Source organism: Streptomyces sp. URMC 126, assembly GCF_051386555.1.
Classification (GTDB): domain Bacteria; phylum Actinomycetota; class Actinomycetes; order Streptomycetales; family Streptomycetaceae; genus Streptomyces.
On the sequence record NZ_JBPQTX010000050.1, the window covers coordinates 16,363 to 29,992 of the forward strand.

The following is a 13,630-nucleotide window of genomic DNA, read 5'->3' on the forward strand; positions in this document are numbered from 1 at the left end:
GCATTCCCCGGGGACCAACACGACCCACCCCGGCGGAGGCCGTGCCATGCCCTGCGTCTAGAGTGGCGTGGTACGCGCAAGTCTTCCCCGGCCGAACGGGCCGGATGTGCTTGCTGGCCTTATCTCTGTCAGGGGTGTGCGTGACGGCCGTCGAATCCCGTCCTGCGGGGGTGCTCGCCGAGAGTTCCGGTCACCGGCCGTTCGGGGCCCGTGTCAAGGCTTTCGTGGCGCTGACGAAGCCGCGCGTCATCGAGCTGCTGCTGATGACGACGGTGCCGGTGATGTTCCTCGCTGCCGAGGGCGTCCCGGACATGTGGCTGGTGCTGGCCACCTGCCTCGGCGGTTACCTCTCCGCCGGTGGCGCGGGCGCGTTCAATATGTACTACGACCGGGACATCGACGCCATGATGGACCGGACGTCCCAGCGTCCGCTCGTCACCGGCATGGTCTCGCCGCGCGAGTGCCTGGTCTTCGCCTCGGCGCTGACCGTCGGGTCGACCGTCTGGTTCTGGTTCCTGGTCAACCCCCTGTCGGCGATGCTCTCGCTCGGGGCCTCGCTCTTCTACACCGTCGTCTACACGATGCTCCTCAAGCGCCGCACCGCGCAGAACATCGTGTGGGGCGGCATCGCGGGCTGCCTGCCGGTCATCATCGGCTGGTCCGCCGTGAAGAACGAGGTCTCCTGGGCCTCCCTGATCCTCTTCCTCGTCATCTTCTTCTGGACCCCGCCGCACTACTGGCCGCTGTCGATGAAGGTGAAGGACGACTACGAGCGGGCCGGCGTCCCCATGCTGCCGGTCGTCGCCGGCAACAAGGCCGTCGCGCGGCAGATCGTCCTCTACAGCTGGGTGATGGTGGGCGTCTCCCTGCTGCTGACGCCGCTCGGCTACACCGGCTGGTTCTACACCGTGGTGGCCGTGGCCTGCGGCGCTCTGTGGCTCAAGGAGGCGCACGCCCTCCAGGCCCGCGCCAAGGCCGGGATCACCGGGGCGAAGCTGAAGGAGATGCGGCTGTTCCACTGGTCCATCACCTACGTCTCGCTCCTCTTCACGGCGATCGCGATCGATCCCTTCCTGCGGTAGTCACATCAGTCGTTCCGTACGGGCGGCGCGGGTGGTCAAAGCCACCCGCGCCGCCCGTCGCCATTCCGGCTACCCGTCGGTAGCATCCTGGTCATGGCAGACACCAAGCAGGCCGGCGACACGGAGGCCGGGAACGCCCCGCTGGACGCCAGGGCGCGGCGGCGGGCGGCCCGGCTGGCCAAGGAGATCGGCGACTTCGCACGGACCCACGGCGGCAGCGCGGAGGGCCAGCTCGCCCACATAGGGCGGGGCAGGACCCGGATCGCCCTGGTGGGCGCGGACGGGGAGTGGGGGAACCTGGTGGCTCCCTCCTACGCGGCGGCGGAGAAGGCTCTCGAACTGGCCGCGCCGGCCGGTCTGACCGTCCGCGAGGACTTCGACGGGGAGATGGCCGCCAAGGTGCGGACGGGCCCGTACGAGTGGTCGCGGATGGCCGGGATCCAGGTGGGCGGGCCGTCCAACGGCTGAGCCGCCCGCGGCGACGCGGAAACGCCGGAGGGCCGGCACCCGTACCGGGTGCCGGCCCTCCGGCGTTCGCGTCGGGTCCGTCAGCGCTCGGCGGCCGCCAGGCCGGCGGGCTCGGGCTCCGTGGCGGGGGCCGGGAGCGTCACGAGCTCGCCGCGGTCCCGCAGGGCGAGGAAGGCGCGCAGTACGGCGATCCAGACCAGGCAGGACCCGAACATGTGCACGCCGACGACGAACTCGGGCGAGTCGTTGAAGTACTGCGCATAGCCGACGGCGCCCTGCAGCATCAGGACGACGAACAGCTCCACCACCCGGCGCCGCGGCCCGCCCGGCGCCTTCACGGCCCGCAGCGCGAACCACAGCGCCACCGTCAGGCCGACCACGATGAAGACCAGGTCCACGTGCACCTGGGTGATCTCGCGGAAGTTCAGCGGGATGCGGTGGACGTCCTTCGAGGCGTCGCCCGCGTGCTGCCCGGAGCCGGTGACCACGGTGCCGGCGACGATCAACAGGGCCGTCGCGACGACCAGCACCCAGCTCAGCTGGCGCACCGGACGGGCCACCAGGTCGCGCGGCACGTCGTCGCCCTCGCCCGCCCGCTGCCACATGATCACGGCGACGGTCAGCAGCGCCGTCGAGGCGAGGAAGTGGGTGGCGACGATGTACGGGTTGAGGCCCGTGAGGACCGTGATGCCGCCGATGACACCGTTGCTCGCGACGATCCAGAACTGGCCCCAGCCGAGCCGGGTGAGGTCCCGGCGGCGGGGGGTCCGCGCGCGGGCCGCGACGATCGCCACGCCGACGGTCGCGCAGAGCACGTAGGTCAGCATGCGGTTGGTGAACTCGATGACGCCGTTGATGCCCATCGCGGGGGTGGGCGTGAGGCTGTCCTCGGTGCAGGTCGGCCAGGTCGGGCAGCCCAGGCCGGACTGGGTGAGCCGGACCGCGCCCCCCGTCACCACGATGACCACGGCCATGACGACACAGGCGAACGAGGCCCGCCGGACGAAGCGCGCGGACGGCTGCCAGCGGTCGGCGACGGCCTGCAGGGGATTCAGCGAATTCGGCACGGGCTCATCGTAAGGGCCCGCTTGTGCATGGATTCACGAGGGGTGGGGCAGGGCGCGAAAGCCGAGGTGAGGGCCCCTTCCGCCGGTGCGCCCCGCCCGGCGGGCCTACTCCCAGCGGAAGAAGCGGCCCGCCGCGCCCAGGCCCAGCACCGCCCACACCGCGAGGATCCCGAGATCGCGCCACGGCATCCCGGCGCCGTCCCGCAGGACGTCCCGGAGGCCGTCGGAGAGGGCCGCGATCGGCAGCAGCTCCAGCGCCGCCCGCGCGGCGTCCGGGAAGCGGTCCAGCGGCACGATCACCCCGCCGCCCACCAGCAGCAGCAGGAAGACGAGGTTCGCCGCGGCCAGCGTCGCCTCCGCCTTCAGCGTGCCCGCCATCAGCAGGCCCAGCCCGGAGAAGGCGGCGGTGCCGAGGACGAGCAGCAGGAGGACGGCGAACGGGTTGCCGTGCGGCGACCAGCCCAGCGCGAACGCGATCGCCGTCAGCAGGACGACCTGGAGGACCTCGGTGACCAGCACCGACGCCGTCTTGGCGGTCATCAGCGCCCAGCGCGGCAGCGGGGACGCGCCGAGCCGCTTGAGGACGCCGTACCGCCGCTCGAAACCGGTGGCGATGGCCTGCCCGGTGAAGGCCGTGGACATCACGGCGAGCGCGAGGATGCCGGGGGCGAGGAAGTCGACGGCCTTGCCCTCTCCCGTGTCGACCACGTCCACCGTGCTGAAGAGGACCAGCAGCAGGGTCGGGATGACGACCGTCAGCAGCAGTTGCTCGCCGTTGCGCAGCAGCATCCGGGTCTCCAGCGCGGCCTGCGCCCGGATCATCCGGGAGAGCGGGGCGGCGCCGGGGTTCGGGGTGAAGGTGCCCGGAGTGGCGGAAGGGGTCATGCGCGCGGTTCCTTACCCGTGAGTTCCAGGCTGTGTGCTTCCGGGAGGCGGCCCCCGGGCCCCCGGCCGGTCGTGGGGTACCGCATCAGGCCCTCAGCTCCTTGCCGGTCAGCTCCAAAAAGACGTCCTCCAGGGTGTGCCGCTCGACCGCTATCCGGTCCGGCATCACGCCGTGCTGCGCGCACCAGGTGGTGACCGTGGCCAGCAGCTGCGGGTCGACGGAGCCGGTGACCCGGTACGAGCCGGGGGTCAGCTCCACGGCCGCGCAGTCCGCCGGGAGAGCCTTCAGGAGCGAGGCGACGTCCAGGCCCGCCCGGCCGGTGAAGCGGAGGGTGTTCTCCGCGCCGCCCTTGCACAGGTCCTCGGGGCTGCCCTGGGCGATGACCCGCCCGGCGTCGATGATCGCGACGTCGTCGGCCAGCTCCTCCGCCTCCTCCATGTGGTGTGTGGTGAGCACGACGGTGACGCCGTCCTCGCGCAGCTCCCGGACCAGGTCCCAGGTCGCGCGGCGCGCCTGGGGGTCGAGGCCGGCCGTGGGCTCGTCGAGGAAGACCAGCTCGGGGCGGCCGACCACGGCCATGGCCAGGGAGAGGCGCTGCTGCTGGCCGCCGGAGAGCCGCCGGTACGTCGTGCGTCCGCAGGAGTCCAGGCCGAGGCGTTCGATCAGCATGCCCACGTCCAGCGGGTGGGCGTGCAGAGCGGCCATGTGCCGCAGCATCTCGTCGGCACGGGCGCCCGAGTAGATTCCGCCGCTCTGGAGCATCACGCCGACGCGCGGGCGCAGCTCGGCGGCGTCGGCCACCGGGTCGAGGCCGAGCACCCGTACGGTGCCGGCGTCGGGGCGGCGGTAGCCCTCGCAGGTTTCGATGGTGGTGGTCTTGCCGGCCCCGTTGGGGCCGAGGACGGCGGTGAGGGTGCCGGCCGCGACGGTCAGGTCGAGGCCGTCCACCGCGGTCTTCGTCCCGTACCGCTTGACGAGGCCCTGGACCTCGACGGCCGGCACGCGGCCGGGGGTCCGGGGGTCGCCCGGAGTGGCGCTGCGCATGGCAAGGAAGTCTACGAACCCCGCGGCCTCCCGGATGCCGCCGGGGTCCGAGGCCACCGTGCCGGTTAGGTGACCCTTAGTGACCGAGGCCACCACGAGGTGGGGCGCCCAGGCTTGTCCCGGCTCGGCCAATTACGCAACAATGGTGTTGTGAAATACGCGGGCGAGGCACCGGAAGGGCCCGCGGCCGGGACGGCCGCCGGACCCGGGTCGGTCGTACCCGCGGCGCGGGACGAGCAGCGCGCCCACGACGAGCAGCGCGGCACCCGCGCCCGCGTGGCCCGCTCCATCCTCGACCACGGCCCGTCCACCGCCGCCGAGCTGGCCCTGCGCCTGGAGCTCACCCAGGCGGCGGTCCGCCGCCACTTGGACGTGCTGGCCGCCGAGGGCATGGTCGAGTCCCGCGAGAAGCGGGTCTACGGCGCCCGTACGCGCGGCCGGCCCGCCAAGGTCTTCGTCCTGACCGACTGCGGCCGGGACGCCTTCGACCAGGCCTACGACAAGCTCGCGACCGACGCCCTGCGCTGGATCGCCCAGGCGGCGGGCGGCGGCGAGATGGGCGAGGCCGCCGTCGCGGCGTTCGCCCGGGCCCGGATGGCCGCCCAGGCCGAGGGCTACCGGGTCGCCCTGGAGGCCGTGCCCCCCGAGGAGCGGGCCCGCGCGCTGGCCCGGGCATTGACCGAGGACGGGTACGCTGCTACGGCGCGCACAGCGCCGGTCGGCGAACAGCTCTGCCAGCACCACTGCCCGGTCGCCCATGTCGCCGAGCAGTTCCCGCAGCTGTGCGAGGCGGAGACCGAGGTCTTCTCCCGCCTGCTCGGGACGCATGTGCAACGTCTTGCCACCATCGCCCACGGCGACGGGGTGTGCACGACGTTCATCCCCAAGACAGCGTCCACCAAGACGACCACCACCGCATCCACCAGCACGGCCGGGAGGAACCCCGCATGACTCTCCCCACGGAGACTGCCCACCCTGAGCTCGAGGGCCTGGGCACGTACGAATACGGCTGGGCCGACTCCGACGCGGCCGGCGCCGCTGCCAAGCGCGGCCTCTCCGAGGAGGTCGTCCGCGACATCTCGGCCAAGAAGTCCGAGCCGGAGTGGATGCTCAAGCTGCGCCTGAAGGGCCTCAAGCTCTTCGGCAAGAAGCCCATGCCGACCTGGGGCTCGGACCTCACGGGCATCGACTTCGACAACATCAAGTACTTCGTCCGCTCCACGGAGAAGCAGGCCGCCTCCTGGGAGGACCTGCCCGAGGACATCAAGAACACCTACGACAAGCTGGGCATCCCCGAGGCCGAGAAGCAGCGCCTCGTCGCCGGTGTCGCCGCCCAGTACGAGTCCGAGGTCGTCTACCACCAGATCCGCGAGGACCTGGAGGAGCAGGGCGTCATCTTCCTGGACACCGACACCGCCCTGAAGGAGCACCCCGAGCTCTTCCAGGAGTACTTCGGCACGGTCATCCCCGCCGGTGACAACAAGTTCGCCGCGCTGAACACGGCCGTGTGGTCCGGCGGCTCCTTCATCTACGTCCCGCCGGGCGTCCACGTCGACATCCCGCTCCAGGCCTACTTCCGGATCAACACGGAGAACATGGGCCAGTTCGAGCGGACGCTGATCATCGTCGACGAGAACGCCTACGTGCACTACGTCGAGGGCTGCACCGCCCCGATCTACTCCTCCGACTCGCTGCACAGCGCCGTCGTGGAGATCATCGTCAAGAAGGGCGGCCGCTGCCGCTACACGACCATCCAGAACTGGTCGAACAACGTCTACAACCTGGTCACCAAGCGCGCCGTGGCGTACGAGGGCGCGACCATGGAGTGGATCGACGGCAACATCGGCTCCAAGGTGACGATGAAGTACCCCGCCGTCTACCTGATGGGCGAGCACGCCAAGGGCGAGACGCTGTCCATCGCCTTCTCCGGCGAGGGCCAGCACCAGGACGCCGGCGCCAAGATGGTCCACATGGCGCCCAACACCTCCTCCAACATCGTCTCCAAGTCGGTGGCGCGGGGCGGCGGCCGCACCTCGTACCGCGGTCTGATCGAGATCGGCGAGGGCGCCCACGGCTCCAAGTCCAACGTGCTGTGCGACGCGCTGCTGGTGGACACCATCTCCCGCTCGGACACCTACCCCTACGTGGACGTCCGCGAGGACGACGTGTCCATGGGCCACGAGGCGACCGTCTCCAAGGTCAGCGACGACCAGCTCTTCTACCTGATGAGCCGCGGTCTGTCGGAGGACGAGGCCATGGCGATGATCGTGCGCGGCTTCGTCGAGCCGATCGCCCGCGAGCTGCCGATGGAGTACGCGCTGGAGCTCAACCGGCTGATCGAGCTGCAGATGGAAGGCGCGGTCGGCTGACGCCCGGCGCCTTCGACCGCAGCGACCCTTTTTGACAGGAAGAGAGCACCACGACAGCCATGGCTGACAACACTCCCGCCGGCAGCACCACCGACGGCGCCATCCAGGTGGGCGGGGCCAAGCAGCCCATCGACGCGCGGGTCAGCGCCCCCGCCTCGTACGACGTCGCCGATTTCCCCGTGCCGCACGGCCGCGAGGAGGAGTGGCGGTTCACCCCGCTGGAGCGCCTCCGCGGTCTGCACGACGGCACGGCGGTGGCGAACGGCGGCGGCATCAAGGTCGAGGTGAGCGCCCCCGAGGGCGTCACCGTGGAGACCGTCGGCCGGGACGACGCCCGCCTCGGCAAGGCCGGCAAGCCCGTCGACCGGGTGGCCGCCCAGGCGTACAGCTCCTTCGAGAAGGCGTCCGTCGTCTCGATCCCCAAGAACACCGTGCTCACCGAGCCCGTGCGGATCGCCGTGCACGGCGAGGGCGGCGTGGCCTTCGGCCACCAGGTCGTCGAGATCGGCGCCTTCTCCGAGGCCATCGTCGTCATCGACCACACCGGTGACGCCACCCTGGCCGCCAACGTCGAGTACCTGCTCGGCGACGGCGCCAAGCTGACCGTCGTCTCCGTCCAGGACTGGGACGACACGGCCGTCCACGCCGCGCAGCACACCGCGCTCGTCGGCCGCGACGCCCGCTTCAAGTCCGTGATCGTCACCTTCGGCGGCGACCTGGTCCGGCTGCACCCGCGCGTCGTCTACGGCGCCCCCGGCGGCGAGGCCGAGCTCTACGGCCTGTACTTCACCGACAACGGCCAGCACCAGGAGCACCGCCTCTTCGTCGACCACGACACGCCGCACTGCCGCAGCAACGTGGTCTTCAAGGGCGCCCTCCAGGGCAAGGACGCGCACGCCGTCTGGATCGGCGACGTCCTCATCCGCGCCGCGGCCGAGGGCACCGACACCTACGAGCTCAACCGCAACCTCGTCCTCACCGACGGCGCCCGCGTCGACTCGGTCCCCAACCTGGAGATCGAGACCGGTGAGATCGTCGGCGCCGGCCACGCCTCGGCGACCGGCCGCTTCGACGACGAGCAGCTGTTCTACCTGATGGCCCGTGGCATCCCCGCCGACGAGGCCCGCCGGCTGGTCGTCCGCGGCTTCTTCGCCGAGCTCGTCCAGCAGATCGGCGTCCCCGAGCTTCAGGAGCGCCTCATCTCCAAGATCGAGGCCGAGCTGGAGGCGTCCGTCGCATGACCTACGTACGCGTGGCCGCTCTCGGCGAGCTGGAGGACGACACGCCCAAGCGGGTGGAGGTCGACGGCACCCCCGTGTCGATCGTCCGCACCGAGGGCGAGGTCTTCGCCATCCACGACATCTGCTCGCACGCCAACGTCTCGCTCTCCGAGGGCGAGGTGGAGGACTGCGCCATCGAATGCTGGCTGCACGGCTCCACCTTCGACCTGCGCACCGGAAAGCCCTCGGGTCTCCCGGCCACCCGACCGGTCCCCGTTTACCCCGTCAAGATCGAAGGAGACGGCCCAGACGCGTCTGTGCTCGTTTCCGTCACCCAGGAGTCCTGAGTTCCCCATGGCAACGCTTGAGATTCACGACCTGCACGTCTCCGTCGACGCCGAAGGCGGCCCCCGGGAGATCCTGCGTGGCGTCGACCTGACCGTGAAGCAGGGCGAGACCCACGCCATCATGGGCCCGAACGGCTCCGGCAAGTCCACCCTGGCCTACTCGCTGGCCGGTCACCCCAAGTACACGATCACCGGCGGCACCGTCACCCTCGACGGCGAGGACGTCCTGGAGATGTCCGTCGACGAGCGCGCCCGCGCCGGCGTCTTCCTCGCCATGCAGTACCCGGTCGAGGTGCCCGGCGTCTCGGTGTCCAACTTCCTCCGCACCTCCGCCACCGCGATCCGCGGCGAGGCCCCCAAGCTGCGCACCTGGGTCAAGGAGGTCAAGGAGTCCATGGCGCGCCTGCACATGGACCCCTCCTTCGCCGAGCGCAACGTCAACGAGGGCTTCTCCGGCGGTGAGAAGAAGCGGCACGAGATCCTCCAGCTGGAGCTCCTCAAGCCGAAGATCGCGATTCTGGACGAGACCGACTCGGGCCTGGACGTCGACGCCCTGCGCATCGTCTCCGAGGGCGTCAACCGGGTCCGTGAGACCGGTGAGGTGGGCACCCTGCTGATCACGCACTACACCCGCATCCTGCGCTACATCAAGCCCGACTTCGTGCACGTGTTCGCGAACGGCCGCATCGCCGAGTCCGGCGGCGCCGAGCTCGCCGACAAGCTGGAGGAAGAGGGCTACGAGGCGTACACGACGGGAGGCGTCACCGCGTGACACAGATTCCGGGGCTCCTCGACACCGAGGCGATCCGCAAGGACTTCCCCATCCTCGACCGCGTCCTGCACGACGGCAAGAAGCTCGTCTACCTGGACAACGCGGCGACGTCCCAGAAGCCGCGCCAGGTGCTCGACGTCATCAACGAGTACTACGAGCAGCACAACGCCAATGTGCACCGCGGCGTCCACGTCCTCGCCGAGGAGGCCACCGCGCTCTACGAGGGCGCGCGTGACAAGATCGCCGCGTTCGTCAACGCTCCCAGCCGCGACGAGGTCATATTCACCAAGAACGCCTCGGAGTCGCTCAACCTGGTGGCGAACATGCTCGGCTGGGCCGACGAGCCCTACCGGGTGGACCACGACACCGAGATCGTCATCACGGAGATGGAGCACCACTCCAACATCGTCCCGTGGCAGCTGCTCGCGCAGCGCACCGGCGCGAAGCTGAAGTGGTTCGGGCTGACCGACGACGGCCGGCTCGACCTGTCGGACATCGAGCAGGTCATCACCGAGAAGACCAAGGTCGTCTCGTTCGTGCTGGTCTCCAACATCCTGGGCACGGTCAACCCGGTCGAGGCGATCGTCCGGCGCGCCCAGGAGGTCGGCGCGCTGGTCGTCGTCGACGCCTCGCAGGCCGCGCCGCACATGCCGCTGGACGTCCAGGCGCTCCAGGCCGACTTCGTGGCCTTCACCGGCCACAAGATGTGCGGCCCGGACGGCATCGGCGTGCTGTGGGGACGACAGGAGCTCCTGGAGGACCTGCCGCCGTTCCTCGGCGGCGGCGAGATGATCGAGACCGTCTCGATGCACTCGTCCACCTACGCCCCGGCACCCCACAAGTTCGAGGCCGGTACGCCCCCGATCGCCCAGGCCATCGGCCTCGGCGCGGCCGTGGACTACCTGTCGTCGATCGGCATGGACAAGATCGCGCGGCATGAGCACGCGATCACCCAGTACGCGATCCAGCGGCTCCAGGAGGTCCCCGGCCTCCGGCTGATCGGCCCCACCACGGCCGAGGACCGCGGCGCGGCGATCTCCTTCACGCTCGGCGACATCCACCCGCACGACGTGGGCCAGGTCCTCGACGAGCAGGGCATCGCCGTCCGGGTCGGCCACCACTGCGCACGGCCCGTCTGCCTGCGGTACGGAATTCCGGCGACCACGCGGGCGTCGTTCTACCTGTACTCCACCCCCGGCGAGGTCGACGCCCTGGTCGAGGGTCTGGAGCACGTCCGGAACTTCTTCGGCTGATGGGCAGCGGACTGTGAAGCTTGATTCGATGTACCAGGACGTCATCCTGGACCACTACAAGCACCCGCACGGCAGGGGCTTGCGGGCCGGCGACGCCGAGGTGCACCACGTCAACCCGACGTGCGGTGACGAGATCACCCTGCGGGTCCGGCTCTCCGGTGAGACGATCGAGGACGTCTCGTACGAGGGCCAGGGCTGCTCGATCAGCCAGGCCAGCGCCTCGGTCCTCAACGAGCTGCTGGTCGGCAAGGAGCTCGCCGACGCCCGGCGGATCCAGGAGACCTTCCTGGAGCTGATGCAGTCCAAGGGCAAGGTCGAGCCGGACGACGCGATGGAGGAGGTGCTGGAGGACGCGGTGGCGTTCGCCGGCGTCTCCAAGTACCCCGCGCGGGTGAAATGCGCTCTCCTGAGCTGGATGGCGTGGAAGGACGCGACCGCCCAGGCGCTGGGCGAGAACACCGCGAGCACCGAGAGCACTGCGAGGAAGACGGCATGAGCGACGAAGTGACCACCAAGCCGGCCACCGAGGAAGAGGTCCGCGAGGCCCTGTACGACGTGGTCGACCCCGAGCTGGGCATCGACGTCGTCAACCTCGGCCTGATCTACGGCATCCACGTCGACGACGCCAACATCGCCACCCTCGACATGACGCTGACGTCCGCGGCCTGCCCGCTGACCGACGTCATCGAGGACCAGGCGAAGTCCGCGACCGAGGGCATCGTCAACGAGCTCCGGATCAACTGGGTCTGGATGCCGCCGTGGGGCCCGGACAAGATCACGGACGAGGGCCGGGAGCAGCTCCGCGCGCTCGGCTTCAACGTCTGAGTACGGTCCTCGTCCGAGTACGGCCTCCATCGGAGTCCGGCCTCCGCCGACGTGAACGGCCCGCCCCGGTATGTCCGGGGGCGGGCCGTTGCCGTTCCCGCCGCGCGCGGGTGTGTGCCCGTTCCGCGGGTGCCTACAGGGTCACGGTCCGCTCGGTGCGGAAGCCGCTGAAGCCGGCGTTCGGGTCGAAGTAGTGCAGCGAGGCCTTCACCTTGCTGCCCTTGGCGAACGCACCGGCCAGCGCACCGGCACCGAGCAGCAGCACGGCGGCACCGGTTCCGACGATCCGGCGGGTGGCGCGGGACGTGTTCTTCATCGGGTTCCTTCCCCCCTCGGGATGCGAACGCAAGTTCGATCGCAGGGGGATGTTAACCCGCTCCACCGGCCTCGATGGCGTTCTGTCGTTGCGGTGGCCGACTTGCTCGGTGTCGCTCTTCGGCGAACTGGAGTGCGATGTAGTCTCGGCGGACGTTCGATGAAAGCGGAGCGAAGGGGGAGAGTATGGGGACGAAGGATGATCCGGGGCAGAGTGGACTGCCGAAGCCGCCGATCCTGCCGGCGGGGCCGGAGGACGAGGGATTCGCTCCTGCTCCGGGGAGCGCGTTGAACCGTTTTCTCCCGAACCAGTACGAGCCTGAAGGCCCGCTGGGGAAGGAGCCGTCACCGTTCGTTTCCCCCACCCCGATCCCCGGCCTGCCGACACCCCCCAAGCCCGAGACGGGGCGGGTGAACTCAGGGCAGTCCGGAAGGAATTGAAGGACGCCGTGAACCGGGCCAAGGAGAAGGGCTTCTCGGTCGACGACACGGGGCGGGTGACCTTCACCGGAACCGTCAAGGCGGACACCCAACAGAACCTCGATCACGCCCAAGACGAGATCATCGACATCACGCGTAGGGCGATCCTGGCGGACGAGAACCTCTCGATGAGTCTGATGGCGGACGTGGGTGTCGAGACCTGGTTCAACACCAAGCCGGGGCTGACGGACATCAACCACACCGCCACCTTGGGTGTCGACCGGTACAACCAACTGAATCTGGCCCTCTCGGGCGAGGATCCGCATCCTTCGCGGAACAACGAGAGCCCTTACGACATCGGTTGGGACTGGCTGACGAACGGCGGAGCGTCGGAACGCACGTACACGACCGGTGACAAGCTGACGGAGCTCATCCGTGGAAGCGAGCGGATGGACAGCGTGCGGAAGGAGATCGCAAAGGGCTGGAAGAACGGAAAGGGCTCGGGGGCCATTCCCTTTTCCATTGCCAAGGGGGGTCAGGGAAGCGCCGTGAAGAAGCTGCTGACGGAGGACCTGCCCGCGATCGTCACCGGGGATGACGCCAGGCTGGGCGAGGCGTTCATGGGGTCGTACCAGCTCCACTACGAGATCAAGGGAACCGACCACGACGGATCGCCGATCGTGCAGTACACGATCGACAACACGACGAGCACCTCCTCGTTCTTGCACTACATGGGTTACTGGAAGTGGACGGAAGAGGTCGACCATGAAGGGGGTCCGGGCAGGAACCTGAGTCAGCGTGTGATCTGGACGGAGAAGATCCCGGCTCATGGCAAGTGAGAAGGGTGGCCTCCGCCGCTGTCTCCGCTTCCTCTTCGGATCCGTGCCGCGGTTCCTGACCACCGGACTCGCGCTGGTCGTGCTGTTGTTCGGTGGGCTTCTCGGGTTCGCCTGGCTGAGCTGGGGCGGACAGGGGTGTCCGGAAGCGGTCGCCAGGGCTTCGGAGGCGGACGTGGCGGGAGAGTACGAGGGTCCGGACGGGATGACCGTCCATTTGCGGTACGACCCCGGAGCGGACCGGGGGACGTTCTCCGTCGCCCGGTGGCCGTACGAAGACTCGCCGTCCTACCGGAAGGAGAAGACGTTCCGCGCGACCGGTACCTGGAGCCTGTCAGAGCTCCCCGGGGTGGCGCAGGTGCGGGTGCGGCTGTCCTACTCCGACCCGCCGCCGCACCGCCGACCGCTCGACACGCTTGTCGTCGGCCGGGACGGGGAGGAGCGGGTGCTGTTCAAGGACACGGACCCGGACAACTGCCCGTCCACGGTGCTGCGGCGCGCCGAAGACTGATCGTGGCCCGGTCAGGCGGCGGGGCCGAACCAGCGGTCCAGGGCCGCTTCCAGGCCGTCCCCGGCCGGTGTGCCCGCCCAGCAGATGTGACCGTCCGGGCGGAGCAGGAGGGCCTCGGCGCCCGGGTCGGCGGGGGCGGTGGCGTGGTCGACGCGGTCCGACCGCCGGGCGGTGAGGGCGGTGAGGGCGGTGGGGCCCGGGCCGGTGGTGAGGGC

General features: G+C 69.9%; 16 protein-coding genes and 1 pseudogene. 12 read left to right on the plus strand and 5 right to left on the minus strand.

Features of this window, described 5'->3' with window-relative positions; translation table 11 throughout:
* The first annotated feature begins 140 nt into the window (after positions 1-140).
* On the plus strand, positions 141-1,082 hold the full coding sequence (locus ACSNOK_RS09075) for a heme o synthase (protein WP_436780086.1): 942 nt from the start codon (positions 141-143) through the stop codon (positions 1,080-1,082).
* A 93-nt stretch (positions 1,083-1,175) separates the two neighbouring features.
* Positions 1,176-1,550, plus strand: coding sequence for a hypothetical protein (locus ACSNOK_RS09080; protein ID WP_436780087.1), 375 nt, complete (start codon positions 1,176-1,178; stop codon positions 1,548-1,550).
* Positions 1,551-1,630: 80 nt separating this feature from the next.
* Here the strand turns inward: ACSNOK_RS09080 and ACSNOK_RS09085 are convergent, their stop codons facing one another.
* The 3 genes from ACSNOK_RS09085 to ACSNOK_RS09095 all read right to left on the minus strand — a co-directional run bounded on the left by ACSNOK_RS09085 (position 1,631) and on the right by ACSNOK_RS09095 (position 4,547).
* Complete coding sequence (locus ACSNOK_RS09085) at positions 1,631-2,617, minus strand: COX15/CtaA family protein (protein WP_436780088.1); 987 nt, start codon at positions 2,615-2,617, stop codon at positions 1,631-1,633.
* A 105-nt stretch (positions 2,618-2,722) separates the two neighbouring features.
* Positions 2,723-3,502: an ABC transporter permease gene (locus ACSNOK_RS09090; protein ID WP_436780089.1), complete on the minus strand. Its 780-nt coding sequence runs from the start codon at positions 3,500-3,502 to the stop codon at positions 2,723-2,725.
* An 85-nt stretch (positions 3,503-3,587) separates the two neighbouring features.
* Positions 3,588-4,547: an ABC transporter ATP-binding protein gene (locus tag ACSNOK_RS09095; protein WP_436780090.1), complete on the minus strand. Its 960-nt coding sequence runs from the start codon at positions 4,545-4,547 to the stop codon at positions 3,588-3,590.
* A 150-nt stretch (positions 4,548-4,697) separates the two neighbouring features.
* Here ACSNOK_RS09095 and ACSNOK_RS09100 point away from each other — a divergent pair, with 150 nt between their 5' ends.
* Genes ACSNOK_RS09100 through ACSNOK_RS09135 form a run of 8 tightly spaced genes read left to right on the plus strand, consistent with a single transcriptional unit; the run spans position 4,698 to position 11,333 of the window.
* Entirely contained in the window at positions 4,698-5,498 is an 801-nt protein-coding gene (locus ACSNOK_RS09100; RefSeq protein WP_436780091.1) for a helix-turn-helix transcriptional regulator, read from the plus strand.
* Positions 5,495-6,916: a Fe-S cluster assembly protein SufB gene (sufB, locus tag ACSNOK_RS09105; RefSeq protein ID WP_436780092.1), complete on the plus strand. Its 1,422-nt coding sequence runs from the start codon at positions 5,495-5,497 to the stop codon at positions 6,914-6,916. Before ACSNOK_RS09100 ends, sufB begins: the two co-directional genes overlap by 4 nt.
* Before the next feature lie 59 nt (positions 6,917-6,975).
* Positions 6,976-8,157, plus strand: coding sequence for a Fe-S cluster assembly protein SufD (gene sufD / locus ACSNOK_RS09110; RefSeq protein WP_436780093.1), 1,182 nt, complete (start codon positions 6,976-6,978; stop codon positions 8,155-8,157).
* Complete coding sequence (locus tag ACSNOK_RS09115; RefSeq protein WP_436780094.1) at positions 8,154-8,483, plus strand: non-heme iron oxygenase ferredoxin subunit; 330 nt, start codon at positions 8,154-8,156, stop codon at positions 8,481-8,483. Before sufD ends, ACSNOK_RS09115 begins: the two co-directional genes overlap by 4 nt.
* A 7-nt stretch (positions 8,484-8,490) precedes the next feature.
* Complete coding sequence (gene sufC / locus ACSNOK_RS09120) at positions 8,491-9,255, plus strand: Fe-S cluster assembly ATPase SufC (RefSeq protein WP_436780095.1); 765 nt, start codon at positions 8,491-8,493, stop codon at positions 9,253-9,255.
* Positions 9,252-10,508, plus strand: a complete 1,257-nt coding sequence (locus tag ACSNOK_RS09125; RefSeq protein ID WP_436780096.1) for a cysteine desulfurase — start codon at positions 9,252-9,254, stop codon at positions 10,506-10,508. Before sufC ends, ACSNOK_RS09125 begins: the two co-directional genes overlap by 4 nt.
* Positions 10,509-10,521: 13 nt before the next feature.
* Positions 10,522-11,004, plus strand: coding sequence for a Fe-S cluster assembly sulfur transfer protein SufU (gene sufU, locus ACSNOK_RS09130; RefSeq protein WP_436780097.1), 483 nt, complete (start codon positions 10,522-10,524; stop codon positions 11,002-11,004).
* Entirely contained in the window at positions 11,001-11,333 is a 333-nt protein-coding gene (locus tag ACSNOK_RS09135; RefSeq protein ID WP_436780098.1) for a metal-sulfur cluster assembly factor, read from the plus strand. The genes sufU and ACSNOK_RS09135 overlap by 4 nt, the downstream gene beginning before the upstream one ends.
* Before the next feature lie 133 nt (positions 11,334-11,466).
* Here ACSNOK_RS09135 and ACSNOK_RS09140 read toward each other — a convergent pair whose 3' ends face one another.
* On the minus strand, positions 11,467-11,649 hold the full coding sequence (locus tag ACSNOK_RS09140) for a hypothetical protein (protein ID WP_436780099.1): 183 nt from the start codon (positions 11,647-11,649) through the stop codon (positions 11,467-11,469).
* Positions 11,650-12,097: 448 nt separating this feature from the next.
* On the opposite strand from ACSNOK_RS09140, the gene ACSNOK_RS09145 reads away from it, so the two are divergent.
* Positions 12,098-12,907 (plus strand): hypothetical protein, encoded by an 810-nt coding sequence (locus ACSNOK_RS09145; protein ID WP_436780100.1) that lies wholly within the window; start codon positions 12,098-12,100, stop codon positions 12,905-12,907.
* A complete protein-coding gene (locus ACSNOK_RS09150; protein ID WP_436780101.1) occupies positions 12,897-13,415 on the plus strand; it encodes a hypothetical protein in 519 nt (172 codons plus the stop codon). Before ACSNOK_RS09145 ends, ACSNOK_RS09150 begins: the two co-directional genes overlap by 11 nt.
* Before the next feature lie 11 nt (positions 13,416-13,426).
* On the opposite strand, the pseudogene ACSNOK_RS09155 reads toward ACSNOK_RS09150, so the two are convergent.
* A pseudogene (locus ACSNOK_RS09155) lies at positions 13,427-13,630 on the minus strand (hypothetical protein); the annotation flags it as partial.